A 25479-nucleotide genomic window follows, 5' to 3' on the forward strand; every position below is an offset into this window, starting at 1 on the left:
GTGGGGAGGGGCTGGGCGGGGGATTTCTCTCTTTAAAGTCCGAGCATCCGCCGGTTCGCCGCCTGGTCGGTGCCGCCGGCGGCAAAATCGTCGAAGGCCTTTTCGGTGACGCGGATGATATGGGCGGCGACGAATTCGGCACCCTCGCGGGCGCCATCCTCCGGATGCTTCAGCGCACATTCCCATTCGACCACGGCCCAGCCGTCGAAATTATTAGCCGTCATCTTGGAGAAGACGGCGCCGAAATCGACCTGGCCGTCGCCGAGAGAACGGAAGCGGCCGGCGCGTTCTACCCAGCCTTGATAGCCGCCATAGACGCCTTGGCGACCGGTCGGGTTGAACTCCGCATCCTTGACGTGGAACATCTTGATGCGGTCCTTGTAGATGTCGATGTTCTCGAGATAATCCAGGCACTGCAGAACATAGTGCGAGGGATCGTAGAGCATGTTGGCGCGCGGATGGCCCTTCACGCGCTCCAGGAACATCTCGAATGTGATGCCGTCATGCAGGTCCTCGCCCGGATGAATCTCGTAGCAGACGTCGACGCCGTTCTCGTCCGCATGGTTGAGGATCGGGGTCCAGCGGAGGGCAAGCTCGTCGAAGGCGGTCTCGACCAGACCGGCCGGGCGCTGTGGCCAGGGATAGATGAAAGGCCAGGCAAGCGCGCCAGAGAAGGTTGCGTGCGCCTTCAGGCCAAGGTTTTTCGATGCGGTCAGCGCCATCTTGACCTGCTCGACCGCCCATTCCTGACGGGCCTTCGGATTGCCACGCACCTCAGGCGCCGCGAAACCGTCGAAGGCTTCGTCATAGGCCGGGTGAACGGCGACGAGCTGGCCCTGCAAATGGGTGGAGAGCTCGGTAATCTCGATGCCATTTTCGCGGGCCTTGCCGGCGAATTCGTCACAATAATCCTTGGATGTGGCAGCCTTCTTCAGATCGATCAGCTGGCTCGCCCAGGTCGGCACCTGGACACCCTTATAGCCGATACCGGCCGCCCATTTGGTTATCGCGTCCCAGGAATTGAAAGGCGCGGTGTCACCCGCAAACTGGCCAAGGAAAAGGCCGGGACCCTTGATCGTCTTCATGTCAGATTCCTCCCTGAATATCTGCCGTAAACGTTTCTGAGAACTTGTAGCACGCATTTGGGCGGGAGCAAGGTGCCTCCTCACCCTTGGCTCGGAGACTTGCGGCGAGACCAGATGCGGTATGGCTGCGACCTAATCATGATGGGCTTTGACGAGCAAGAGGTACGTGCAGCATTTTCGGCTATGCACCGAAATGAAAGCGAAAATGCGCCCATCCTTTCGAATGGGCGCACTCCAATGCCGATAGATCAGAACGGAGAATCCGGGAAGTAGAAGTCCTCGGCGTTCTCCTTAGTGACGAGCGTCGCGTCGAGGATGTAGTTGCCGTGGACAGGAACCTGATCGTAAAGGGCCGCGGCTGTCAGCTCCATGGCCGTGCCGACCATCGCCGGCGGATAGAGAACATCAACCGGGATCATCTTGTCGCCGTCCATAACCTTTTTGATCATGTCCTTGGAGCCGGCGCCAGCGACGACATATTTGATGTCCGTGCGCTTGGCCTGCTCGATCGCCTGAAGAACGCCGACGGCCATGTCGTCGTCCTGGCACCATACGACGTCGATCTTCTGGTACTTTGTCAGGTAATCCTGCATGACCTTGAAGGCGTCGTCGCGATTCCAGTTGCCGTACTGGCGGTCGAGAACCTTGACGTTCGAACCGGCGATGCCCTTGTCGAAGCCGTCCTGCCGCTGCTGGTCGATCGGGATCGGCAGGCCGCGGATGATGACAACTTCGGCGTCCGGCGTATTCTCCTTGATGTACTTGCCGGCGACTTCGCCGAGAGCCGGGTTGTTGCCGGCAACGTAGAGGTCGCGCACCGAGCTGTCGTTGTTGCTAGGTGCCCGGTCAACGAGAGCAACGAACTTGCCCTTGTCCTTGACTTCCTTGATAGCGTTGACGAGCGGATCCGGGTCGGACGGCAGGATGACGAGGGCATCAATGCCCTGCGTATCAAGATCCTGAACGGCATTGGCCTGGCTGGCGGCATCAGGGGAGGTCTTGACTATGACGTTGAGACCCGGATGCTCAGCCATCAGCAGCTTGGCGACGCGTTCGGCGTGGAACACGACACCCGAGGTCCAGCCGTGGTCAGCGGCGGGAATGGACACCCCGATCGTAAATTTCTTATCCTGGGCATAGGCCGTGCCGGCAACAGTCAACGCCGCAACAGCCAGACCCAACATCAATTTCCGCATGCTATTTCCTCCCAATGACTTCAGGGACTTTTCCATACTGGGACCGGACGCCCTGTGAGCCCGGCCCGATTCAGACTGGTCAGATCATGATTTTCTCACCAGCGAGCGCTGGACGAACATTGCGATGATGATGATCGCACCCTGAATGGCGCCGATCAGATATTCGCTGATGAAATTCGAAAGCAGCATGATGTTGCCCACGAGTTCGAGAATGAAGGCCCCGCAGATCGTTCCCCAGACCCGGCCGGCACCGCCTTTGAGCGCCGTACCGCCGACAACGACGGCGGTGATCGCCTGCAGTTCCCAGAGGATTCCCGTCGTCGCCGAGGTCGAGCCGAGACGCGGAACATAGAGCAGCACGGCGATGGCGACGCAAAGCCCCTGGATCACGAAGGCGATTGTACGCACGCGGTCGACAGCGATGCCCGAATAGCGGGCGACATCACTGTTTGATCCCACGGCCACGACATGGCGTCCGTATCTGGTGCGATAGAGGATAAATGCCGCGACCGCCGTCACCGCAAGAATCACTACGATCGGCACCGGCACGCCGGCGATAGTGCCGAAATAGGCGGGACGATAGAGCGTCTGGATGTCGGGAGAGCGAAGCGTAATCGCGCCGCCCTGCGACAGCCATGTCGTCAGACCGCGATAGATGCCCATCGTACCGAGCGTGGCGATGAAAGGTTCGATCTTGCCAACCGTGGTGATGAGGCCATTCGCCAGGCCGCAGAGCGCACCGGCGGCGACCGTGAAGACGACCGCAGCGATCAGCATCAGCGCCGGATTTTCGATGGCAGCCGAATTCATCAGCAAGATCATCAGGCTGGCGACGAAAGCCACCATGGAACCCACCGAGAGATCGAGGTCGCCCGCTGATATCACGAAGGTCGCGCCGACCGCGATGATGGCGATGAAGGCGCTGCGCGTCGCGACGTTGGCAAGGTTGGTGACGCCAATGAAATTCGGATTGACCAGGGCTCCGACGATCAGGAGCAGTGCTAAGGCGACGAAAGGCGCGACCGCACGCAGGTCGACATCCCGCCAGGACCGGCGCCGGATTTCCCTGGTCTCCTCGTTGACACTCATTTCCAAAACCAACCTCCGATCCCATAATCTCTGGGCATTTTATTTATCGTCCGCATCTGCCAAGCCCGCTTCCACCCTCAGGCGGCCGCTTTCCTTTTGAGCCCGGCCGCGTAGCGCATGATCTCCTGTTCGGAAATCTCGTCGCCCTCGAGCACGCCGACGATATGGCCTTCGCGCATCACCGCCACCCGCGTGCAGAGGCCGATCACCTCAGGCATCTCCGACGACACGACGATGATCGACCGGCCGTCGCGGGCGAGCGCTGAAATGAAATGATAGATCTGCTGCTTGGTGCCGACATCGATGCCGCGCGTCGGCTCGTCGATGATGATGATATCGGGATCGGTCTCCATGACCTTGGCGAGCAGCAGCTTCTGTTGGTTTCCGCCCGACATCCGGCCGGCGACGACATTTGCGTCGCGAACCCTTATGTCGAAACGGCGCTTGGCCTTTGCCAGCGCGGCCGCCTCGCTGCCCGGGCTGAGATAGCCGTGGCGGGAATGCCTTCCGAGAGACTGCAAAGTCAGATTGGTCACCATGCCGGAGCGCAACAGGAGGCCTTTCGACTTGCGGTCCTTGGTCATGTAGGCGAGCCCGCAGCGATTGGCGGCATGCACGTCGCCGGAAGGGACCGTTTGCCCCTTGATGACCACTTCACCCTCAATTCGGTGACGCAAGCCGGCGATCGCCTCCATCAGCTCGGTGCGACCGGAGCCGATGAGGCCGGAAAAGCCGATGATCTCGCCCTTGCGCACCTCGAAACTCGCATCCTTGACGTAGCCCGTCGACACCGAGGAGACGCTGAGGACGATCTCCTCGTCGACATCGGGCTCGACCTTGGCGGGATAGAGACTGGAAAGCTCGCGGCCGACCATCAACTGCGCGATCGATTCGCCGTCCAGGATCGACGTCGGTGACGTCTTGATCCACTGGCCGTCTCGCAGGACTGTCACCCGGTCTGTCAACTCCATCACCTCGTCGAGCTTATGGGACACGAAGACGAAGCTGGTGCCTTGATCGCGAAGCTTGCGGACCTGCTGGAAGAGCATATTCGTTTCTTCCCGTGACAGGACAGCGGTCGGTTCGTCCATGAACACGACCCGTGCATCGCGGCTGATCGCTTTGGCAATCTCGACCATCTGCTTATCGGCGATGGAAAGCGTGCTGATCAGCGCGTTCTCATCCACATGCGATCCGAGCAGGTCGAGGACCTTGCGCGTTTCCGCGCGCATATATTTCCGGTCAAGCACCCCGAAACGCGTAACCTCGCGCCCGAGAAAAAGGCTCTCAGTCACCGTCAGATGTTCGGCGAGATTGAATTCCTGGTGAATGATGACGATGCCGAGCGCTTCCGCAGCACCATTGGGCGGCAGCACCACAGGCTTGCCATCCAGGAGAATCTCGCCTGAAGTCGGCTGTTCGAAACCTGACAGCACTTTGACGAGCGTGGATTTGCCGGCGCCGTTCTCCCCCATCAGCGCATGGATTTCGCCGGCGCGGAGATCGAAGTTGACGCTGAAGAGAACCTGCACACCGCTGAATGATTTGCATATGCGCCTGGCGGACAGCACCACAGGTGCGGTGTCGGCGATCTCGACGGTCATTATTCCCTCCCCTAGAGCGCTGCGCGTCCGGAAAAGCCGGCAACGCTCCACTATGAACTAGCTCACATTTAGTTTCTGAAAACTGCGTCGATTCTCAGGGCTATGCGTTCGCGGCTCCCGTCCGCTTTGAGCCTGTGTAAACCTTTACATCGGCGATGTAAAGGTTTACATCGTGGATTTACACAGATGAGGTGAGGCCTGCCTTTGACCTCGCGACAAGTCTGTGTAGTGTCACGGCGAAGACAGCCTTAAGGCAGAGCCCAGTGTCGAATTCTACGCCTGCAACAATCGAAGACGTCGCCCGGATCGCCGAGGTCTCCATCGCGACTGTCTCGCGGGCGATCCACACCCCGGAAAAAGTCGCCAACTCGACGCGGCTCAAGGTCAACCAGGCAATCGCCATTACCGGTTACACGACCAATGCCATGGCCCGCAGCCTGAGGCTCGGCCGCTCTAACATGATCCTGGTCGTGGCGCCCGACATCGGGGATCCGAATTTCTCCAACATCCTCGTCGGGCTAGAGAACGAGGCGCGCGCCCACGGCTATGGCGTCCTGATCGGACACACTCAGAACGATGCCCAGCGAGGCCTGGAATATTTGAAATTCCTCAACTCCAACCAAGCCGCCGGCCTTATCCTCTTCACCGGCATCCTGCCCTTCGGGCATCAGACGATGACCGCGCGGCTGCCGCCGAGCGTCGGGGTTTTCGAACCGGTATTCAACGGTGGCATTCCCTATGTCGGCGTCGACGATACCGAGGGGGCGCGAAAGGCGGTGGACCTACTGCTGGCCGAGGGCCATCGCAAGATCGCCTTCATCGGCGATTCCCGCACCCGACTTGCCTTTACACGGCGCCGCTTGGGTTACGATGCCGGTCTTGACGCTGCCGGAGTCCCGCCCGATTTGAGGATCGTGCTCGAAGGCGATGGCACGATTGAAAGCGGCCGGCATGCCGTTGAACAGCTTTTCATGCGCGATACGCTTCCGACCGCCTTCATGTGCGTGAACGACCAGACCGCAATCGGCGTCATGATCGGGCTCGGCGCACGCGGCTACGACATTCCTCGCGATTTCTCGGTGACCGGCTTCGACGACGTACCGCAAGCCGTCTTCATATCCCCGTCGCTGACGACGATCCGCCAGCCGAGAACGGCGATCGGCAAACAGGCCATGGCGCTGCTGCTGGAACTCCTGTCAGATGGAGAGCCGGCCGAGACGGAAATCCTGCTGAGGCCGGATCTGGTCGTTCGAAACTCCGTCTCCGCGCCATCGCGCAGCTGGTCGAAACGCTGAATCGGATGGATTGCAGCCGGCCGAGGAGGGGCTGTGCCGGCGACCGATGGCCGCCGGCGCATGTTGTCAAACGTAGCGGTTGACGACGTTTTCGAGCAGTTCCTGCTTGCCGGATTTCGGCTGCGGGTTGATGTCGCGGCTCTCGACGTAATGCGTGATCTCGTCGAGCGAATACTCGCCGCGGAAGAGCTTCTGCGCCTCGGCCGTTTCCCAGCCGGCATAACGATCGGCGAGCGGCTGCGACAGGGCCTTGTCTTCGATCATCTTGGCGGCTGCCTTCAGGCCGCGAGCGCAGCAATCCATGCCGCCGATATGGCCGATCAGCAAATCCGCCGGGTCGAGGGACTGGCGACGCAGCTTCGCGTCGAAGTTCGTGCCGCCGGTCTTGAAGCCGCCGCCTGCCAGAACATGGTAGTAGGCAAGCGCCATTTCCGGAACATTGTTCGGGAACTGGTCGGTATCCCAGCCGGACTGGTAGTCGTTGCGGTTCATGTCGATCGAGCCGAAAATGCCGAGCGCGTTGGCCAGCGCCAGCTCATGCTCGAAGGAATGGCCGGCGAGGATCGCATGGCCCTGCTCGATATTGAGCTTCACCTCGTTTTCGAGGCCGTGCTTCTTGAGGAAGCCGTAGACGGTCGCGACGTCATAGTCATACTGGTGCTTGGTCGGCTCCTGCGGCTTCGGCTCGATCAGGATCGTGCCCTTGAAGCCGATCTTGTGCTTGTACTCGACGACGAGGTTGAGGAAGCGGCCGAGTTGGTCGAGTTCGCGCTTGAGATCTGTGTTGAGCAGCGTCTCATAACCTTCGCGGCCGCCCCAGAGCACGTAGTTCTCGCCGCCGAGCTTCTGCGTGGCGTCGATGCAGGTCTTGACCGTCGCGGCCGCGAAAGCAAAGACGTCGGGATCCGGGTTGGTCGCCGCACCCGACATATAGCGGCGGTTGGAGAAGAGGTTCGCCGTGCCCCAGAGCAGCTTGGTGCCGGTCGCGGCCTGCTTCTCGGCGAAGTAATCGACGATCTCGTTGAGGTTCTTGGTGTTTTCGGCAAAATTCTTGCCCTCCGGACGCACGTCGGCATCGTGGAAGCAGTAGTAGGGCGCGCCCAGCAGCGAGAAGAATTCGAAAGCCACGTCTGCCTTCAGCTTGGCGGCCTTCATCGAGTCTTCGAACCAGGGACGCAAGAAGGTCTGGCCGCCGAAGGGATCGCCGCCCGGCCAGGTGAAGGTGTGCCAATAGGCCACCGCAAAACGCAGATGATCTTCCATGCGCTTGCCGAGAACGATCTCGTCCGGCTGGTAGTAGCGGAAGGCCAGCGGATTGGTGCTGTCCGGGCCTTCGTATTTTATTTTCTGGATATCGCCGAAAAATCCGGTGCTCATGTCAGGTCTCCTTGGGTTCGTGTTCAGTCTTGTCGTTCGTGCCATCCAGCCCTTCATCCTACCCTTCGGGCCACCTTCTCCCCGAGGGGAGAAGGGAAACGGAAACGTTGCGGCGTATTCCCTTCTCCCCAGCGGGGAGAAGGTACGGCAGGCGGATGAGGGGGCCGCCGGCTCTAGGTTTCAATGCGCCAGCGATTTGATCGCCGGATAGAATGCGCGGTAGCGCTGATACGCGTCTTCGTAAGCGCCCTTCAGCGCCGAGACCGGCTCGACGGTGCTCGCCGTCACCGGCGGCGTGCAGACGGCGATCGGATCCGCCCCCGTCGCTGCGATCAGGCCGAGACGGGCGGCGCCAAAGGCCGCGCCGAAATCGCCGTCGGCCGGCAGGTCGACCGGAACGCCGAGCGCGGTGGCGATTGATGTCAGCCAGTAAAGCGAGCGCGAACCGCCGCCAATTGCCGTCACGCGCGCGATACCCGTCCCGGCCGAACGCAACGCTTCGAGATTGTCGCGGATGGCGAAGGCCACACCTTCGAGCACGGCCTGGGTGAGCACGACACGGCTGCTTTCATGCTCGAGACCGATAAAGGCGCCGCGGATGACGGCATCATTGTGCGGCGTGCGCTCACCTGAGAGATAAGGCAGGAAGGTGACACCGGAAGGCGCCTTCAGTGTCTCGCCGAGTTCGCCGGTGAGCTCGGCGGCGGATTTGCCTGTCACACCGGAATGCCAGTTGAGCGCATCGGTGGCCGAGAGGATGACACCCATCTGATGCCAGGTGTTCGGCAGCGCGTGGCAGAAGGCATGCACGGCGCTCTCCGGCTTCGGCAGATAGGAGCCGTTGGCGGCAAAAAGCACACCCGAGGTGCCGAGCGAGACGAAGGCCGCGCCATCGCTGACAGTGCCCATGCCGCAGGCCGAGGCCGCATTGTCGCCCGCGCCGCCTGCAACGACGACAGTGCCCGATATGCCCCATTGCGCCGCGAGTTCCGGCCGCAGTCTGCCGGCCTGCTCGGTACCTTCGACAAGCGCCGGCATCTGCTCCTTGGAAAGGTCGGTGGCGGCAAGCAGTTCGGACGACCAGCCGCGCTTGCCCGTGTCGAGCCAGGAGGTGCCAGCCGAATCCGACATTTCGGAAATATAATCGCCAGTCAGCCAGAGACGCAGATAATCCTTCGGCAGCAGCACCTTGGCGACCTTCGCGAAAATCTCGGGCTCATGCTTCTTGACCCAGGCGAGTTTGGGCGCCGTAAAGCCGGGAAACACGATATTGCCGGTCAGCGCGCGGAAACGCGGATCGGCATCGAGTGCGGCGGCTTCGACATGGCTGCGCGTATCGTTCCAGAGAATGCAAGGCCGCAATATCTTGTCGGCGGCGTCGATAAGAGTGGCGCCATGCATCTGGCCTGAAAGGCCGATGCCCTTGATCGCTGCGAACTCCTTGGGATGTTTCGCCTTGAGGCCTGCTACGGCCTCTTCGGTAGCGCGCACCCAGTGAGCCGGTTCCTGTTCCGACCAGCCGGAATGCGGGCGCGAGACATCGAGCGAACCATTCGCCGAACCGACGATCTTCTGGTCGCCGTCGATCAGCATCGCCTTGACGCCGGAGGTTCCGAGATCGAGACCGAGATACATGTGGCATTCTCCCTTTGCCGTTACGGCAGATTGTCCTTCAGGAATATGTCGAGGCGGATACGCTCCTGCGATTCGATGACGGCGAGCCCGTCCGCCTTGGCCTTCAGCACGCGGATTGCGCTGCGCACCTCATGACCGGCATCCTGATTGAGGATCGCATCGATCGTGTTGTCGATGAGCGCCGCGCGCGTGTGCGCGGTCAGTTCATGGGCAATGACCGTCAGCGTCCGGTCGACAGCCTTCTCCTTCAGCGCCCTGATAAGGCCGCGATTGCCGGCGCCGAGACTGTAGACGCCGATAATGTCGGCATTCCCAAGTGCCTCGGCGACCAGCATATGAGCGATCTCCGGATCGTCACGGCCTTCCAGAACCGGAAGGATCGCAAGATCGGGAAATTCCTCTGCCATGACCGAGGTGAAACCTTCCAGCCGCTCGCGATGGTCGCGCACCAGCATGGAGCCGGCGAGCACGGCGATCTCGCCCTTTCGCGGCCCGAGGAACCGGCCGAGCAGACGGGCCGCTGTGCGGCCTGCCGCGATGTTTTCGACGCCGGCGTAGTGATGACGCAGCGAGCCGGTAAGATCGGACACCAGCGTCACGATAGGAAAGCTGGCACGCACCAGCCTGTCGACGACGGCACGCACCTCCGGCGCATCGGTCGCAACCATCGCGATGCCGCAAGGCTTTTCGCGGGAAAGCCCTTCGAGCACTGCGACGAGGGCGGCCGGATCGAAGGCAGGCACCTCGATGGTGCGAATATCGGTGCGTTCAGCAGGCGAGCGGAGGATCGCTTGCCGGATTTCGGCATTGAGGCCGTGCATGAATGAATTGTCGCTGGCCGGCAGAATGAATACCAGCGGATAGGTGCGTCCCTTGGCAAGATTGGCGGCGGCGACGTCCCTGACATAACCGAGCTGCCGGATCGCGGTCTCTACCTTCTCCCGCGTGACATGACGCACTCCCGGGCGCTGGTTGAGCACCCGGTCGACAGTCGCTAGGCTAACCCCGGCGGCGGCGGCGATATCGTGAACAGTTGGCCTCATCATTCCTCCCGACGAGACCATTAGCGCTAATTTTGATGTACGTAAATCAAAAAATCGAACAGCCAGTTCGCGCACCGACTTCAGGCGCTGCCCGGTTCGCTTCCGGCATCACACTGCGTTGACATAAAAGTCGAAGGACGGCAAACAAAAAGGCCCTCCGGAGAGGGCCTTTTCGAGGGGCGGAAGCCGGAGGTCAGTGGCCGCCGCCACCTCCTCCCCCGCCTTGCGGCGCGGGTTTCTTGATCATCGCGACACCGAGGATCATCGCGAGAAAAAGTACGGTCAGGATCAGGAATACGTCACTGAAGGAGAGAATGACCGCCTGCCTGGTGGCAAGGTTGACCATCTGCTTGATCGCGACCGACGCACCGTCCATGCCATAGGTGTTGAAATTGGCGGCCATGTTGTTCATCTGATCGATCGCAGCCGGATTGCCCCAGTCGACATTCTCGCGCAGCCGCTCGTAGTGCACATCCTGCCGGTTGGTGAGCACGGTGTTGATGACGGCAAGGCCGACGGCGCCGCCGAGGTTTCTCGTCAAGTTGAACAGACCGGACGCACCACGAATGCGCGAGGGCGGCATCGTGCCGAGCGCAATGTTGTTGATAGGCACCATGCACATCATCAATCCGAAACCGCGCAGGATCTGCGGAATGAAGAGCTCGTAGAAATCCCAGTCCGCCGTCAGGTGCATCATGATATATGTGCCGGCGGCGAAGCTGACGAAACCGATCACCATCATCAGGCGCAGGTCCATCTTGGTCGACAGCCGGCCGGCGATCGGCGCGGTGAAGAACATCGCCAGTCCGGAAACGAACATCGTCTCGCCGATCATCAGCGAATCATAGCCGCGGATGCGGCCGAGATAGACCGGGTAGATATAGGTGAGGCCATAAAGGCCGATACCCATGACGAAGGAGAAGACCGAGCCGAAGGAGAAGTTTCTGTTTGCAAAGGCCTTGAGATCGACGACAGGGAACTCCACTGAAAAGGCGCGATAGAAGAATATGATGGCGGCGACGCCCGACGCAACGGCCGCGATGGCGATGGACTCGTCGTTGAACCAGTCGTTGGAGTTGCCCTCTTCGAGCACATATTCCAATGCGCCGAGGAAGACGCCCATCGAAACCAGCCCCCACCAGTCGAACTTCTTGAAGAGCGACAGTTCCGGCTTGTCGAAATCGATGAAGTTCCAGGTGACGATCGTAACGATGATTCCCGGAATGATATTGACCAGGAACAGCCAATGCCAGGAGAAGGCGTGGCTGAGATAGCCGCCGACTGTCGGGCCGATGGTCGGCGCCAGCGTTGCGATCAGGCCGATGATCGGCGAGACGATGCTGCGTTTCGACGGCGGGAAGATGGTGAAGGCAGCCGCGAAGACCGACGGAATCATGCCGCCGCCGATGAAACCCTGAATGGCGCGATAGACGATCATCTGGTCGATATTCGTCGCCGTTGCCGCAAGCGCGCTCGCCATGGTGAAGCCCGCAGCCGAGATCGCGAAGAGATAACGGGTCGAGATGATGCGCGCCAGCGTGCCCGAGAGCGGGATCATGATCACTTCGGCGATCAGATATGATGTCTGCACCCAGCCGATCTCATCGCTGCCGGCCGAAAGGCCAGCCTGGATCTCGGCAAGCGAGGCCGAGACGATCTGGATATCGAGGATCGACATGAACATGCCGAGCACCATTGCAAAGAAGGCGATGAGCTTCCTCGGATCCATGCGGTCCTCGGCGTGAGCGGGCGCTGCCGGAACAGTACCCGCTGTTGCAGTCGCACTTCCGGCCATGGGACCACCTCCGCCTTTCCAGAGCAATTTTTTCACGCAATTCCGGACGCAAAACCGCTGCACACTTTTGCTGGAATTGCCCTAAAGGCTTACTTGCTCGGCGCCGTGCGGGTGTCGACGTCGACGACGACGCTCAGGCCCGCGCGCAGGCGTCCGCTGTCGAGCGCTTCCTGCGGCAGCGCGATGCGCACCGGCACACGCTGGATCACCTTGGTGAAGTTGCCCGTCGCATTTTCCGGCGGCAGCAGTGAAAAGACCGAGCCGGACGCCGGCGAAATCGAAACAACGGTCCCGACGATCGGATGGTCGTCATAAGCATCGACATGGACGTTGACCTTCGACCCCGGAACGAGATGCTGGATATGCGTTTCCTTGAAATTGGCGTCGATATAAAGCTGGCGCACCGGAACGAGCGCCATCAGGCGCTGGCCAGGCGAGACGAGATCGCCTTCCTGGACGGAGCGGTTGCCGACGATGCCGTCATAAGGCGCCTTGAGCACGGTGAAGGAGAGGTCACGGGCGGCTTTATCACGCGAAATTTCCAGCGAGCGCACCGAACCCTCCGCCTCCTTGCGCTGGGCCTGAAGGATGGTGATGTTGGCACGCGCGGCGGCAATGTTGGCGTCGCCTGCGGCAAGATTGGCCTTGGCCTGGTCGAGTGCGATGTTGGCATTGTCGAGATCGGCGGCGGTGCCGACCGACTTTGCCTGAAGCTCGCTCTGGCGCTTCTGGGTGATTTCGGCACCGCGAACGGCCGCTTCGAGTGCCACCTTCTGCGCCTGCGCCTGTGCGAAGCTCGCATTGGCGCCTTCGATCTGCGCATCGATGCGCTGCAGCGAAAGCTTTTCGGTGGCGATCTGGGCTTGGGCCTGATCGAGCGCGTTCTGGTAGTCGCCATTGTCGAGCGTAGCGAGCACATCGCCGGCTTTGACTTCCTGGTTGGCGACGACGTTCACCTTCGCGACATAGCCCGTGACCTTCGGCGAAATCGTTGCGATATCGCCCTCGATATAGGCATCGTCGGTCGACACCATGAAGCGGCCGTTCGTCCACCATTCGTAACCATACCAAGCGCCGCCTGCGAGAAGAGCAAGCACCACGATCGGCAGCACCGGACTGCGGCGCTTCTTCGCAGCCGCAGGAGCTGCGACCGAAGCCGGCGCCGACTGCGCGGGGGCAGGCGGCTTCTCGCGCGCTTCCGCCGTCGGAGCTTCTGCAACGGCCGCGACTTTTGCCTCTTCGGCTTCGGCGTTTTCGCTGACGATACGCGCGACGCTGCTTTTCTGGTTGCTCGACATGGGCACTTACCGATCTTGGAGTAATTGATCGAACTGAACGGTTCGGTTCAGTTGACATAAACCTCTTTTGTCGTCATATCAAGATGGATAGAACCAATCGGTTCGATTTCTTTTAAGGTACAGGCGAAACCGTAAAAACGGTTAAGGAGACATGACGCTGAAATCCGACAATGCCGCCGTCTTCAGCCCTCCTCCTGCTGGGGGCCGATTTGCCGCGGGCGAAGATCCAGCCAAGCGCCAGCAGATCCTCGATGGCGCCAAACGCGTCTTCATGAAAATGGGCTTCGATGCCGCCAGCATGAACGATGTGACGCGTGAGGCCGGCGTTTCCAAGGGGACGCTCTACGTCTACTTCACCAACAAGGAAGAGCTGTTTTCGGCAATGGTCGAGAACGAGCGCGCCGCCTTCGTGGCCGCAGTGCGCACGGCGCTCGCCGAGCATGACGATCCCGAATCCGGACTGTACGAATTCGGGATAAGCTTCGTCACCCACATGACCGACGAAAAGGTCATCACTGCAATGCGCACCGTTCTCGGCGTCCGAGACCGCATGCCGGCCCTCTGTCAGCGCTTCTTCAAGGGTCCGGTCAATCTGCGCACCATCATGCGCGATTTCCTGGAGCGCCACATCACCGAGGGCACACTCGAGATCGATGATATCGATCTCGCCGCCGGCCAGTTTCTCGATCTCGCCAGCGGCAGTTTCTTCAAGCTGCGCCTGTTCGGCAGCATGGAAGAACCGCCGAGCCGCGAAGAGATCGACCGGGTCATCCGGGGTGCGATCAGGGTCTTCATGGCAGCCTATGGCGCGCGCCGGCACGACACCGGCTGATACGTTTTCTTGACCGCTCCCTTGCATCGGCCAAAACTCCGCAAGAACGATCAAACCCGGCTTTCGGCTTTTCTCTAAGGAAGAAGCCGCAACCAGGGGAGTGAGAATGAGCGCCATCGCACGGGCGATCTGGTTCATAGAGAGCCATTTCGAAAGCGATATATCGCTGGAGGAGATATCGGAAGCAGCCGGATTGTCGCGCTACCATCTGTCGCGCGTCTTCGGGCTGGTCACCGGCCACTCGATCAGCGGCTATATCAGAGGGCGGCGCCTCAGCCGCGCCGTGCCCGCCTTGGTCGGCGGTTCATCTACCATTCTCGAGGTTGCGCTTTGCGCGGGCTACGGCTCGCACGAAGCTTTCACCCGTGCCTTCCGCGACCAGTTCGGCATGACGCCGGATGCGGTGCGCAAACAGGGGCACGCCCGCAATCTTGTCTTGATGGAGCCGATCAGAATGGACCCCGCCCACCTCAACGACCTCGAACCGCCCCGCTTCGAAAGCCTTCAGCCGATGCTCTTTGCCGGCCTGCAGGAGATTTATGCTCACGGCGACAATGCCGCCATTCCCTCCCTCTGGCAGAGGTTCAATGCCCATTTCGGCCATATCTCCAGCCAGAAGGGCAATGTCGCCTACGGCATCTGTACCCATATCAACGGTGAAGCAGAGAAATTCCGCTATATGGCCGCGGCCGAAATATCTGATACCGGCGACCTGCCGCCGCATTTTACGACGCTCAGGCTTCCGGGCCAGCGCTACGTTGTCTTCACCCATCGCGGCCATGTCTCCGGCATTTCCTCGACCATGAATCGGATTTTCGGCGCATGGTGGCCAACCTCGGGCCTGGAGCACGCTGACATGCCCGACATGTTCGAACGTTATGACGAACGTTTCGATCCCTATACCGGCGTGGGCGTCACTGAAATCTGGCTACCTATCAGGGAATAAAAGTCACATCGATTTCGTATATCCCCTTGCGGCGCTTGCGCAGCAGGCCGCGGACACTACATTGCGGGCGTCATCGGTGACGCAAGGGGATATAGACTAATGCAGGAAATTATGACGCTCATTCAGGATCCGGCGGCCTGGGTGGCGCTCATCACGCTGGTGGTGATGGAAGTCGTTCTCGGCATCGACAACCTGATCTTCATTTCCATTCTCACAAACAAGCTGCCCCCCGAGCACCGGGAGAAGGCCCGAAAGATTGGTATCGGTCTGGCCCTCATCATGCGCCTGGCGCTGCTCGGCACCGTCGCTTGGATCGTGCAACTGACCGAACCGCTGTTCGAAGCTTTCGGACACGGCTTCTCCTGGAAGGATCTGATCCTGATCGCCGGCGGCCTGTTCCTCGTCTGGAAGGCGACCAAGGAAATTCACCACACGGTCGATCCGGTCGATCATCAGGAGGATTTCATTGCGACATCCGTCACGACAGGTTTCGCATCAGCCATCGGCCAGATCCTGTTGCTAGACTTGGTCTTCTCCGTCGACAGCATCATCACCGCCGTCGGCATGACGCCGCACCTGCCGATCATGGTGATCGCCGTCATCGCCGCCGTTACCGTCATGCTGGTCGCGGCGACTCCGCTCGCCAACTTCATCGAGAAGAACCCGACGATCGTCATGCTGGCGCTCGCCTTCCTGCTGATGATCGGCACGACTCTGATCGCCGAAGGCATGGGCTTCCACGTACCGAAGGGTTACGTCTACGCCGCCATGGCCTTCTCGGCGCTGGTCGAGGTGCTGAACATGTTCGCGCGCAACGCCCGCAAGCGCAAACGCGAAGGCGCGCATTGAGGCTGATACGGGAGGGCGCGCGGGCAACCGGCGCGCCCCTCTCCGGACCGGGAAGCCGTTGCGGACGTGGTTTTCCTTGACGCGCTCGGTTGAATATGGCCTAAGGCCAGCCGAACGGACGATCGGCGGATGGTGCGGGCGCATGCCCTTTTTTTCGGCCGGTTTGCCGAAGATATCTGCATCCTTCCGCCGAACGTCGCTTTCCCGTGAAAGCCGTCCGGCATTCATTGACGGGCACACACAATGACAGTTTCCGGGACAGCTTCCGGTGTCCGCGTCCGCATCGCTCCCTCGCCGACCGGCGAGCCGCATGTCGGCACCGCTTACATCGCTCTCTTCAACTACCTCTTCGCCAAGAAGCACGGTGGCGAGTTCATCCTGCGCATCGAGGATACCGATGCGACGCGCTCGACTCCGGAATTCGAGACGAAGGTGCTGGACGCGCTGAAATGGTGCGGACTGGAATGGAAGGAAGGCCCCGATATCGGCGGCCCCTACGGCCCCTATCGCCAGTCCGACCGCAAGCCGATGTACCAGCCCTACGCCCAGGAATTGCTGGACAAGGGCCATGCCTTCCGCTGTTTCTGCACGCCGGCGCGGCTGGAGCAGATGCGCGATGCGCAGCGCGCCGCCGGCAAGCCGCCGAAATACGACGGTCTCTGCCTGAGCCTCACGGCCGAGGAAGTCACCTCGCGCATGGCGGCTGGCGAAACGACTGTCATCCGCATGAAGATACCGACCGAAGGCTCCTGCGACTTCACCGATGGCGTCTACGGCGATGTCTCCATTCCGTGGGATTCCGTCGACATGCAGGTCCTGATCAAGGCCGACGGCATGCCGACCTATCATATGGCCAACGTTATCGACGACCATCTGATGAAGATCACTCATGTGGCCCGCGGCGAGGAATGGCTGGCTTCCGTGCCGAAGCACATCCTGCTCTATCGCTATTTCGGCTGGGACCAGCCGGTCTTCATGCATCTGTCGCTGATGCGCAATGCCGACAAGTCCAAGCTGTCGAAGCGCAAGAACCCGACCTCGATCTCCTATTATTCGGCGCTCGGCTATATCCCGGAAGCTCTGATGAACTTCCTTGGTCTCTTCTTCATGCAGATCGCCGAAGGCGAAGAGCTTCTGACGATGGACGAGCTGTCGGAAAAGTTCGATCCGGACAATCTCTCCAAAGCCGGCGCCATCTTCGACATCCAGAAGCTCGACTGGCTGAACGGCCGCTGGATCCGCGAGAAGCTCAGCGAAGAGGAATTCCAGGCGCGCGTGCTCACCTGGGCGATGGAAAACGACCGTTTGAAGGCCGGCCTGCGGCTGTCGCAGACGCGCATTTCCAAGCTCGGCGAACTGCCCGATCTCGCCGGCTTCCTGCTGAAATCCGATCTCGGCCTGCAGCCTTCCGATTTCGCCAAGATCAAGTCGCCGCCGGAAGAGATCCTGGAAATCCTCAACACCGTCCAGCCGGATCTCGAAAAGATCCTGGAATGGAACGTCGAGACGATCGAAGCCGAACTGCGCGCCATCGCCGACCGCATGGGCAAGAAGCTGAAGGTTGTGGTCTCGCCGCTCTTCGTCGCCGTCTCCGGCTCGTCGCGCTCCCTGCCGCTCTTCGATTCCATGGCAATCCTCGGACGCTCCGTCGTGCGACAGCGTCTGAAGCTCGCCGCCCAGGCGGTCGCAGCCCTCGTCGGCTCGAAGTAAGAATAGTCAGAGGATTTCGACAGTGGCTGACAACAAGACCGAAAACACCCTCTCCTCCGACGCGACCGAGGTGCGCGCCCAAAAGCTGAAGCTGCTGCGCGATCAGATCGGCGACGTCTATCCGGCGCATTTCCACCGGACGCTGACCAATGCCGAACTGAGCGCCAAGTATGAATCTCTGGGAGCCGACGTCGAGACACAGGACGTCGTGACGGTCGCCGGCCGCGTCTACTCCTCGCGCAACTCGGGCATGTTCATGGATCTCCGTGATGCATCCGGGAAGATCCAGATCTTCTCGCACAAGGATGTGACGAGCGAGGAAGCCCGCGCCCTGCTGCCGATGATCGATATCGGCGACATCATCGGCGTCACCGGCATCGTGCGCCGCACCAAGCGCGGCGAACTGACGATCAACGCGCAGAAGATCGAAATGCTGACGAAGTCGCTGCTGCCGATGCCCGAGAAGTGGCACGGCCTCTCCGACATCGAACTGCGTTATCGCAAGCGCCATCTCGACATCATGACCAACGAGGATTCGAAGCTGCGCTTCCAGCAGCGCTCGAAGATCGTCTCCGGCATCCGCCGCTTCATGGAAAATGACGGCTTCATGGAAGTCGAGACGCCGATGCTGCATTCGGTCTATGGCGGCGCCACTGCCGAGCCGTTCAAGACGCATCACAACACGCTGAAGCTCGACATGTACCTGCGCATCGCGCCGGAACTGTTCCTGAAGCGTACGCTGGTCTCGGGCCTCACCGACAAGGTCTTCGAAATCAACCGAAATTTCCGCAACGAAGGCGTCTCCACCCGGCACAATCCCGAATTCACGATGATGGAGTGTTACTGGGCCTATGCCGATTACGAGGACATGATGGACCTCGTCGAACGGCTGTTCGAGACCCTGGCGCTCTCCATTCACGGCACGACGGAATTCGACTTCGTCGACAAGCGGTTGTCCTTCAAGGGACCGTTCAAGCGCGTGCCGATGCCGGATGCCGTCAAGGAAGCGACCGGTATCGATTTCCTCGCCATCAAGACCGATGAAGAAGCCCGCGCCGCCGCCAAGGCCGCTGGATTCGCGGTCGAGAAGGACTGGACCTGGGGCGAATGCCTTGCCTTCATCTTCGAGGAAAAGGTCGAAGCCACGCTGATCCAGCCTGCCCACGTCACGCATTTCCCGAAGGACATCTCGCCCTTTGCAAAGGAAGTGCCGGGCGAGCCGCGGCTTGTCGAACGCTTCGAGACCTATTGCAACGCCTGGGAACTCGGCAACGCCTTCTCGGAACTCAATGATCCCGAGGAACAGCGCCGCCGAATGGTCGAGCAGCTGGAACAGGCGCATGCCCGCGGCGAAAAGGAAAAGCAGCTGGACGACGAATTCCTTGACGCGATCGACCAGGGCATGCCGCCGGCCGGCGGCCTCGGCATCGGCGTCGACCGCCTGATCATGCTTCTGACCAACGCGCCGTCGATCCGCGACGTCATCCTCTTCCCGGCCCGCCGCAGCAAAGCCGACTGAGGGAAAAACGCATAAGAAACGAAAGCGGAATGCCGCCCGGCGCTCCGCTTTTTCATGCTGGCAAGATCAATTCCAGGAAAAGTGCGAAGCGGTTTTCCGTAGGCAATTGCGTAAATGCAAAATTCAGCAAGTCAATGCGCCTTCGGGGCTTCCTCCGGCGGCTCTTCGGCCGGCGCCTCGGCGACCACGTCGGCGCCCTCATTCTCTGCAGCGGGCGCGGCTTCACTTTCGGCGGCCGGTGCTGTGCCATGTCCGCCGCCTGCGTCCGTCTTGCCCTTTTCATCGTGCTTGGTCGAGGCGACGGCGACCGGGTCGACACAATCTTCGGGATCCTTGAACGAGGCGCTGATCATGGCGATCTCATCGGCCGGCAGCTCGATGCGCTCGCCGAAGAACAATCCATTTTCGCTGGCCTTGCCGTCATAGTAGCGCGCCGTAAAACGCTTGTCGTCCAGGCCGGGAATGGCCTTGTCGGGGTGCGGAATGAAGACGACATCGGCGCCAATCGCCCGGCCGCGAATATCGGCGCGCAGCGTCGGGCCATTCTCATCAAGCACCACCACCTGTACCAGATCCGGTTTCTGCGCGGCGTAGACGGCCTGGGCAACACGGAGTGCGGTCCTGACCCGCGTCACGCCATCGGTCGGTTCGGTCTTGATGTACTTCCGCACCCAGAGATGATCCTGCTTCCTGATCGTCACGAGGTTGACGTCGCTGCATTCGAGCCCACCGCCACCGGAGACGCCGACCAGCCTGTCCTTACCGACATAAATCGCCGCACCGCCGGAAACGCCCGCCAGAAGCGCGACTCCGCCGATGATGATTGCCAATTTCCGGGAAGGCCGGAATATGCGCAGTAAGGCCTTCACGCCAACTGCTCCGCCATTTCAAACTCCAACGCAGGACAGGTGCTGGGAATGCTAGGGAAATGACGTTTCCGAAAGTTTAAGTGAACATGCAAAGCCTGCCCCGTTTTGAAAAAAACCAAAAAAGGTCCGTCTTTTCCAGCCGCTTGCCACGGCGCATCGCGCCATGCTCTATAAGCCCATGGCCTTCACGCTCCGCCAGATCCAATTTTTCGTGGCCGTCGCAGAACAGGGTTCAGTGACGCGAGCCGCGCAGAACCTTTCGATCTCGCAATCCTCAGTGACCGAAGCGCTGAAGGAGCTGGAAACCGACCTTGGCGTCGAGCTTTTCGAGCGCCATCCGCGTGGCCTGACCATCACCCACAACGGACATCAGTTCCTCCGTCACGCGACCAAGATTCTCGCCTCCGTCTCCGATGCGCGAACCAGCTTCTCCGGCCAGCAGAGTGCCCTCTCCGGCACCTTGAACATCGGCGTTACCTCGCTTGTCGCCGGCTACGTCCTCTCCGATCTGCTGGCGCGATACCGGCGCGCCTGTCCGGGCATTGAGGTCAGCGCCATTGAGGACAATGGCGGCTACCTTGAACACCTGCTGGTCGGCGGCGAGCTCGACGTGGCCGTCATGGTGATATCAAACCTGCGCGACCGCATGGCGCTGCAGGCGGAGATCCTCGAAACCTCGCCCTATCGGCTATGGCTGCCCATGGGCCATCCGCTGGTGTCGGCCGACATCATCTCGGTCGCCGATATCGCTCGTGAACCACTGATCATGCTGACGGTCGACGAAATCGAAGAAAACACCGGCAAGCTGCTGTCGGCGCTCGGCGCCCGCCCGCATGTCGCCTTCCGCACCCGCTCGGTCGAAGCGGTGCGCAGCTTGGTTGCGACAGGTGCCGGCGTCGCACTGCTTCCCGATCTCGTCTATCGACCCTGGTCGCTCGAAGGCGACCGCATCGAGAGCCGCGACGTCTCCGGCTCGCTGCCGGTCGTGCAGGTCGGGATGGTCTGGCGCAAGGGCTCCAGCCTGCCGCAGGCGGCCCGCGATTTCGTCGGCATCGCCGAAAGCATGCGCTCCGGCCGCATCAGGTGATATCGGAATTTCCGATACCGCCTTTCTGATAAATGAATTTGCGAAAGCGGCATTTTCGCGTCACCTTTTCATCCGGGAACGAACGGCCACAGAAAGTGGCACCAAACCGGGAGACGGATGATGAAGAATCTCTTGAAATCCTGCACGGCAGCGCTCGCCTGCCTCAGCTTCGCGACACAGGGGGTCGCCGCCGAACCGCTGAAGGCCTTGGGTAAGGGCGAAGGCGCGGTCAGCATCGTCGCCTGGGCCGGCTACATCGAGCGCGGTGAAACCGACAAGAATTACGATTGGGTCACCGGCTTCGAAAAGGAGACGGGCTGCAAAGTCTCCGTCAAGACTGCCGCCACTTCCGATGAAATGGTGTCGCTGATGAACGAAGGTGGCTTCGATCTCGTCACCGCATCCGGCGACGCATCGCTGCGCCTCATCGCGGGCAAGCGCGTCCAGCCGATCAATACCGATCTGATTCCGAGCTTCAAGAATGTCGACAAGCGCCTGCAGGACGGCCCGTGGTATACGGTCGGCGGCGCACATTACGGCGTGCCCTATCTCTGGGGGCCGAACGTCCTGATGTATAATACCGACGCCTTCAAAGACAAGGCACCGACCAGTTGGGGTGTCGTCTTCGAGGAGCAGACCCTGCCCGACGGCAAGTCGAACAAGGGCCGCGTCCAGGCCTATGACGGCGCGATCTATATCGCCGATGCGGCGATGTATCTGATGGCCCATAAGCCGGATCTCGGCATCAAGGATCCCTATGAACTGACCGAAGACCAGTACAAGGCCGCTCTGGACCTGCTGCGCGGCCAGCGCAAGCTCGTCTCGCGTTACTGGCACGACGCGATGATCCAGATCGACGACTTCAAGAACGAAGGCGTCGTCGCCTCCGGTTCCTGGCCCTTCCAGGTCAACCTGCTGCAGGCCGACAAGCAGAAGATCGCCTCCACGTTCCCGGAAGAAGGCGTCACCGGCTGGGCCGACACGACAATGCTGCACGCCGACAGCGAACACCCGAATTGCGCCTATATGTGGATGGAACATTCGTTGCAGGCCAAGGTCCAGGGCGACGCCGCCGCCTGGTTCGGCGCCGTGCCCTCCGTTCCCGCCGCCTGCAAGGGTAACGAGCTGATGGGCGATGCCGGCTGCGCCACCAACGGCTTCGATCATTTCGACAAGATCAAGTTCTGGAAAACCCCGGTCGCCAAATGCGCGACGCAGAGCGAATGCGTTCCCTATCATCGCTGGGTGTCGGATTATATCGGCGTGATCGGCGGAAGGTAGTTGCGTCACAGCCCCTCACCCTAACCCTCTCCCAGCCTGCGGGGAGAGGGACGTGCCCCGCGACAAGCTGGTGAGCGAAACCAGCGCTCTGTGTCCCCTTCTCCCCACGCGGGGGTCCGAAGGACGGGTCGAGACCCGTGGCTCGACTCCGGTCGGTGCCCGGCAGGGCAAATGAGGGGCTTACACGGCAGAAGATAGCTATCCTGGAGTCTCCCAATGACGTCAGCCGTCCGTTTCCAGCAGGTATCGCGCCATTTCGGCCAGGTTCGCGCCGTCGACGGCGTCGATCTGGAGATCGCGCCAGGCGAGTTCTTCGCCATGCTCGGACCGTCCGGTTCCGGGAAGACGACGTGTCTCAGACTGATCGCCGGCTTCGAGCAGCCGACGGGGGGCCGCATTCAGATCTTCGGCGAGACTGCCGACGGCGTTCCGCCCTATCGGCGCAACGTCAACACCGTTTTCCAGGACTATGCGCTCTTCCCGCATCTCAACATTATCGACAACGTGGCCTACGGACTGATGGTCAAGGGCGTCGGCAAGGCCGAGCGGACGAAGGCGGCGGGCGACGCACTCGAGCTCGTCAAGCTGCCGGGTTATGGCGCCCGCCGGCCCGGTCAGCTCTCCGGCGGCCAGCGGCAGCGCGTGGCGCTTGCCCGCGCCCTCGTCAACAAGCCGAAAGTGCTGCTTCTCGACGAGCCGCTTGGCGCGCTTGACCTGAAGCTGCGCGAACAGATGCAGGAGGAACTGAAGAGCCTGCAGCGCGCGCTCGGCATCACCTTCGTCTTCGTGACGCATGACCAGGGCGAAGCGCTGTCCATGGCCGATCGCGTCGCCGTCTTCAACAATGGCAACATCGTCCAGCACGGCACGCCGCAGGAAATTTATCGCTGCCCGAGGACCCGCTTCGTCGCCGATTTCGTCGGCTCGTCCAACGTAATCGCGCCTGATCTGATGGCAGCGCTCGGCGGAGAGAAGCGCTGGGCAAGCCTGCGCCCCGAGGCGATCCGGCTGGCAAGCGACGGCGTCGAGGCGAAGGTCGAAAATGCTAGCTTCCTCGGTGCGGCGACCCGTCTCAGCGTCGACCTCAGAGGCAGCCGCCTGCATGTCACCCTGCCGGCCGGCGCGCCTGTGCCGGATGTCGGCGCCGGCATCCGCCTCGCCTGGCAGCCCGCCGATATCCACTATATGGACGATGCGGCATGACGGCTCTCATCATGTCCGACGGCAAGACATCGATCCTTCCGGGACGCAGCGGCGTCTTCGGCCTGATGTCAGACGCCCTCTGGCGACACCCGAAGCTCTTGCTGTTCCTGATGCTGACTCCGCCCCTGCTCTGGCTCGGCATCATCTATATCGGCTCGCTGGTCGCCCTGCTTTTGCAGAGCTTCTTCTCGATCGACGATTTCTCGGGACTGGTGAACTACGAATTCACGCTGTCGACGTACGCCCAGCTTCTGAGCCCGACGAACTTCGACATCATTATTCGAACGCTCGTCATGGCCGCACTGGTCACCGTCGCCTCCGCGCTAATTGCCTTTCCAATCGCCTACTACGCCGCCCGTTATGCCCAGGGCAAGTGGAAGGCGCTCTTCTATCTTGGCGTCATGCTGCCGCTCTGGTCGAGCTACCTCGTCAAGATCTACGCCTGGAAGCTGATCCTCGCCAAGGAAGGCATTCTTACCTGGATTTTCGAGAAGCTCCATCTCGCCTGGCTTCTCGACGGCATCCTGGGCCTGCCCGTCATCGGCGGCAATTCGCTTTCGGTGAGCTACCTCGGGACCTTCATCGTCTTCGTCTATGTGTGGCTGCCCTATATGATCCTGCCGACACAGGCGGCGCTCGAGCGTGTGCCCGGTAACCTGATCGAAGCCTCGGCGGATCTCGGCGCCACACCGCGCCAGACCTTCCGCACCGTGCTGCTGCCCTTGGCGCTGCCAGGTATCGTCGCGGGTTCGATCTTCACCTTCTCGCTGACATTGGGCGATTACATCATCCCGCAGATCATCGGCTCGTCCAGGCTCTTCATCGGCCAGGCCGTCTATGCCCAGCAGGGAACGGCCGGCAACGTGCCGCTCGCCGCCGCCTTTTCCGTCGTGCCGATCGTCATCATGGCGCTCTACTTGTGGCTGGCCAAAAAACAAGGAGCCTTCGATGCGCTCTGACTTCAAGACAGCGCCGCTGCCCCTGAAGATCGCCGCCGCGATCGGGCTGCTCTTCCTGCATCTGCCGATCCTGCTGATCTTCATCTATGCCTTCACCACCGAGGAAAAGAGCTACCAGTGGCCGCCACCCGGCCTGACACTGCAATGGTTCGCTGTCGCCTGGGACCGGCCGGATGTCTGGTCGGCGCTGGGCCTTTCGTTGCAGGTTGCCTGCATCGCCACCGCAATCGCGCTGGTTCTCGGCACGCTCTGCGCGGCAGCCGTAAGCCAGACGGAGTTCTTCGGCCGCGAGGTGATCTCGCTGCTGGTCATCCTGCCGATCGCGCTTCCCGGCATCATCACCGGCATTGCGCTGCGCTCCGCCTTCAGTCTTTTCGACATCCCCTTTTCGGTCTGGACCATCGTGCTCGGCCACGCCACCTTCTGCGTGGTGGTGGTCTACAACAACGCCGTCGCCCGCTTCCGCCGCACCTCGGGCTCGCTGGTCGAAGCTTCGATGGATCTGGGCGCCGATGGCTTCCAGACCTTTCGTTATGTCATTCTGCCGAATATTGGCACCGCCCTTCTTGCCGGCGGCATGCTCGCTTTTGCCCTTTCCTTCGATGAGGTCATCGTCACCACCTTCACCGGAGGCCAGCAATCGACCCTGCCGATCTGGATGCTCGAAGAACTCATTCGCCCGCGCCAGCGCCCCGTCACCAATGTGGTCGCGATGATCGTGGTGCTCGTCACTTTCCTGCCGATCCTGGCAGCCTATTACCTCACCCGCGACGGCGACCAGATCGCCGGCGCCGGCAAATAACAGGG

Annotated in this window: 21 protein-coding genes; 11 read left to right on the forward strand and 10 right to left on the reverse strand. The window is 61.1% G+C overall.

Annotation, left to right across the window (positions count from 1 at the left end):
* Nucleotides 1-32: 32 nt before the first annotated feature.
* The 4 genes from FFR93_RS23360 to FFR93_RS23375 form a co-directional block, all read right to left on the reverse strand.
* Nucleotides 33-1085 (reverse strand): sugar phosphate isomerase/epimerase, encoded by a 1053-nt coding sequence (locus tag FFR93_RS23360; protein WP_138394942.1) that lies wholly within the window; start codon nt 1083-1085, stop codon nt 33-35.
* Nucleotides 1086-1333: 248 nt separating this feature from the next.
* A complete protein-coding gene (locus FFR93_RS23365) occupies nt 1334-2281 on the reverse strand; it encodes a substrate-binding domain-containing protein (protein WP_138394943.1) in 948 nt (315 codons plus the stop codon).
* Between the two features lie 84 nt (nt 2282-2365).
* On the reverse strand, nt 2366-3370 hold the full coding sequence (locus tag FFR93_RS23370) for an ABC transporter permease (RefSeq protein WP_064708654.1): 1005 nt from the start codon (nt 3368-3370) through the stop codon (nt 2366-2368).
* Between the two features lie 77 nt (nt 3371-3447).
* The gene (locus FFR93_RS23375; protein ID WP_138394944.1) at nt 3448-4974 is read right to left on the reverse strand and encodes a sugar ABC transporter ATP-binding protein; all 1527 of its coding nucleotides are present in this window, start codon (nt 4972-4974) and stop codon (nt 3448-3450) included.
* Between the two features lie 263 nt (nt 4975-5237).
* Between FFR93_RS23375 and FFR93_RS23380 the strand changes: the two genes are divergently transcribed.
* A complete protein-coding gene (locus tag FFR93_RS23380) occupies nt 5238-6269 on the forward strand; it encodes a LacI family DNA-binding transcriptional regulator (protein ID WP_138394945.1) in 1032 nt (343 codons plus the stop codon).
* 66 nt (nt 6270-6335) lie between these two features.
* Here the strand turns inward: FFR93_RS23380 and xylA are convergent, their stop codons facing one another.
* The 5 genes from xylA to FFR93_RS23405 form a co-directional block, all read right to left on the reverse strand.
* Nucleotides 6336-7646 carry a xylose isomerase gene (gene xylA, locus FFR93_RS23385; RefSeq protein WP_064708651.1) on the reverse strand — a complete coding sequence of 437 codons (1311 nt, stop codon included), beginning with the start codon at nt 7644-7646 and terminating at the stop codon, nt 6336-6338.
* Nucleotides 7647-7826: 180 nt separating this feature from the next.
* Entirely contained in the window at nt 7827-9281 is a 1455-nt protein-coding gene (xylB, locus tag FFR93_RS23390; protein ID WP_138394946.1) for a xylulokinase, read from the reverse strand.
* A gap of 20 nt (nt 9282-9301) precedes the next feature.
* The gene (locus FFR93_RS23395; protein ID WP_138394947.1) at nt 9302-10324 is read right to left on the reverse strand and encodes a LacI family DNA-binding transcriptional regulator; all 1023 of its coding nucleotides are present in this window, start codon (nt 10322-10324) and stop codon (nt 9302-9304) included.
* A 193-nt stretch (nt 10325-10517) separates the two neighbouring features.
* The gene (locus tag FFR93_RS23400) at nt 10518-12119 is read right to left on the reverse strand and encodes a DHA2 family efflux MFS transporter permease subunit (RefSeq protein WP_138394948.1); all 1602 of its coding nucleotides are present in this window, start codon (nt 12117-12119) and stop codon (nt 10518-10520) included.
* Between the two features lie 89 nt (nt 12120-12208).
* Nucleotides 12209-13417: an HlyD family secretion protein gene (locus tag FFR93_RS23405; RefSeq protein WP_138394949.1), complete on the reverse strand. Its 1209-nt coding sequence runs from the start codon at nt 13415-13417 to the stop codon at nt 12209-12211.
* A gap of 151 nt (nt 13418-13568) precedes the next feature.
* On the opposite strand from FFR93_RS23405, the gene FFR93_RS23410 reads away from it, so the two are divergent.
* The 5 genes from FFR93_RS23410 to lysS all read left to right on the forward strand — a co-directional run bounded on the left by FFR93_RS23410 (nt 13569) and on the right by lysS (nt 19273).
* The gene (locus FFR93_RS23410; protein ID WP_138394950.1) at nt 13569-14249 is read left to right on the forward strand and encodes a TetR/AcrR family transcriptional regulator; all 681 of its coding nucleotides are present in this window, start codon (nt 13569-13571) and stop codon (nt 14247-14249) included.
* 106 nt (nt 14250-14355) lie between these two features.
* On the forward strand, nt 14356-15195 hold the full coding sequence (locus tag FFR93_RS23415; RefSeq protein ID WP_138394951.1) for an AraC family transcriptional regulator: 840 nt from the start codon (nt 14356-14358) through the stop codon (nt 15193-15195).
* A gap of 99 nt (nt 15196-15294) precedes the next feature.
* The gene (locus tag FFR93_RS23420; RefSeq protein WP_138394952.1) at nt 15295-16044 is read left to right on the forward strand and encodes a TerC family protein; all 750 of its coding nucleotides are present in this window, start codon (nt 15295-15297) and stop codon (nt 16042-16044) included.
* Nucleotides 16045-16287: 243 nt separating this feature from the next.
* On the forward strand, nt 16288-17754 hold the full coding sequence (gltX, locus tag FFR93_RS23425) for a glutamate--tRNA ligase (RefSeq protein WP_138394953.1): 1467 nt from the start codon (nt 16288-16290) through the stop codon (nt 17752-17754).
* A gap of 22 nt (nt 17755-17776) precedes the next feature.
* Nucleotides 17777-19273, forward strand: coding sequence for a lysine--tRNA ligase (lysS, locus tag FFR93_RS23430; protein WP_138394954.1), 1497 nt, complete (start codon nt 17777-17779; stop codon nt 19271-19273).
* 131 nt (nt 19274-19404) lie between these two features.
* On the opposite strand, the gene FFR93_RS23435 is transcribed toward lysS, so the two are convergent.
* Complete coding sequence (locus FFR93_RS23435; RefSeq protein WP_138394955.1) at nt 19405-20142, reverse strand: hypothetical protein; 738 nt, start codon at nt 20140-20142, stop codon at nt 19405-19407.
* A 178-nt stretch (nt 20143-20320) separates the two neighbouring features.
* On the opposite strand from FFR93_RS23435, the gene FFR93_RS23440 reads away from it, so the two are divergent.
* The 5 genes from FFR93_RS23440 to FFR93_RS23460 all read left to right on the forward strand — a co-directional run bounded on the left by FFR93_RS23440 (nt 20321) and on the right by FFR93_RS23460 (nt 25474).
* Complete coding sequence (locus tag FFR93_RS23440) at nt 20321-21229, forward strand: LysR family transcriptional regulator (RefSeq protein ID WP_138395003.1); 909 nt, start codon at nt 20321-20323, stop codon at nt 21227-21229.
* Between the two features lie 120 nt (nt 21230-21349).
* Entirely contained in the window at nt 21350-22510 is a 1161-nt protein-coding gene (locus tag FFR93_RS23445; protein WP_138394956.1) for an ABC transporter substrate-binding protein, read from the forward strand.
* A gap of 216 nt (nt 22511-22726) precedes the next feature.
* On the forward strand, nt 22727-23713 hold the full coding sequence (locus FFR93_RS23450) for an ABC transporter ATP-binding protein (RefSeq protein ID WP_138394957.1): 987 nt from the start codon (nt 22727-22729) through the stop codon (nt 23711-23713).
* Nucleotides 23710-24672, forward strand: coding sequence for an ABC transporter permease (locus tag FFR93_RS23455; RefSeq protein WP_138394958.1), 963 nt, complete (start codon nt 23710-23712; stop codon nt 24670-24672). Before FFR93_RS23450 ends, FFR93_RS23455 begins: the two co-directional genes overlap by 4 nt.
* Nucleotides 24662-25474 (forward strand): ABC transporter permease, encoded by an 813-nt coding sequence (locus FFR93_RS23460; protein WP_138394959.1) that lies wholly within the window; start codon nt 24662-24664, stop codon nt 25472-25474. Before FFR93_RS23455 ends, FFR93_RS23460 begins: the two co-directional genes overlap by 11 nt.
* The last annotated feature ends 5 nt before the right edge of the window (nt 25475-25479 follow it).

It is taken from the genome of Rhizobium sp. MHM7A, from assembly GCF_005862215.1.
Lineage (GTDB): Bacteria > Pseudomonadota > Alphaproteobacteria > Rhizobiales > Rhizobiaceae > Rhizobium > Rhizobium bangladeshense.

Excerpts from the sequence above, each read along its gene's own strand:
- FFR93_RS23460 (WP_138394959.1), top strand. The coding sequence starts at position 24,662 with ATGCGCTCTGACTTCAAGACAGCGCCGCTGCCCCTGAAGATCGCCGCC.
- FFR93_RS23410 (WP_138394950.1), top strand. The coding sequence starts at position 13,569 with ATGACGCTGAAATCCGACAATGCCGCCGTCTTCAGCCCTCCTCCTGCT.
- FFR93_RS23440 (WP_138395003.1), top strand. The coding sequence starts at position 20,321 with ATGGCCTTCACGCTCCGCCAGATCCAATTTTTCGTGGCCGTCGCAGAA.
- FFR93_RS23405 (WP_138394949.1), bottom strand. The coding sequence starts at position 13,417 with ATGTCGAGCAACCAGAAAAGCAGCGTCGCGCGTATCGTCAGCGAAAAC.
- FFR93_RS23445 (WP_138394956.1), top strand. The coding sequence starts at position 21,350 with ATGAAGAATCTCTTGAAATCCTGCACGGCAGCGCTCGCCTGCCTCAGC.
- FFR93_RS23415 (WP_138394951.1), top strand. The coding sequence starts at position 14,356 with ATGAGCGCCATCGCACGGGCGATCTGGTTCATAGAGAGCCATTTCGAA.
- gltX (WP_138394953.1), top strand. The coding sequence starts at position 16,288 with ATGACAGTTTCCGGGACAGCTTCCGGTGTCCGCGTCCGCATCGCTCCC.
- xylB (WP_138394946.1), bottom strand. The coding sequence starts at position 9,281 with ATGTATCTCGGTCTCGATCTCGGAACCTCCGGCGTCAAGGCGATGCTG.
- FFR93_RS23450 (WP_138394957.1), top strand. The coding sequence starts at position 22,727 with ATGACGTCAGCCGTCCGTTTCCAGCAGGTATCGCGCCATTTCGGCCAG.
- FFR93_RS23455 (WP_138394958.1), top strand. The coding sequence starts at position 23,710 with ATGACGGCTCTCATCATGTCCGACGGCAAGACATCGATCCTTCCGGGA.
- FFR93_RS23400 (WP_138394948.1), bottom strand. The coding sequence starts at position 12,119 with ATGGCCGGAAGTGCGACTGCAACAGCGGGTACTGTTCCGGCAGCGCCC.
- FFR93_RS23375 (WP_138394944.1), bottom strand. The coding sequence starts at position 4,974 with ATGACCGTCGAGATCGCCGACACCGCACCTGTGGTGCTGTCCGCCAGG.
- FFR93_RS23360 (WP_138394942.1), bottom strand. The coding sequence starts at position 1,085 with ATGAAGACGATCAAGGGTCCCGGCCTTTTCCTTGGCCAGTTTGCGGGT.
- FFR93_RS23365 (WP_138394943.1), bottom strand. The coding sequence starts at position 2,281 with ATGCGGAAATTGATGTTGGGTCTGGCTGTTGCGGCGTTGACTGTTGCC.
- FFR93_RS23370 (WP_064708654.1), bottom strand. The coding sequence starts at position 3,370 with ATGAGTGTCAACGAGGAGACCAGGGAAATCCGGCGCCGGTCCTGGCGG.
- xylA (WP_064708651.1), bottom strand. The coding sequence starts at position 7,646 with ATGAGCACCGGATTTTTCGGCGATATCCAGAAAATAAAATACGAAGGC.
- FFR93_RS23395 (WP_138394947.1), bottom strand. The coding sequence starts at position 10,324 with ATGAGGCCAACTGTTCACGATATCGCCGCCGCCGCCGGGGTTAGCCTA.
- FFR93_RS23420 (WP_138394952.1), top strand. The coding sequence starts at position 15,295 with ATGCAGGAAATTATGACGCTCATTCAGGATCCGGCGGCCTGGGTGGCG.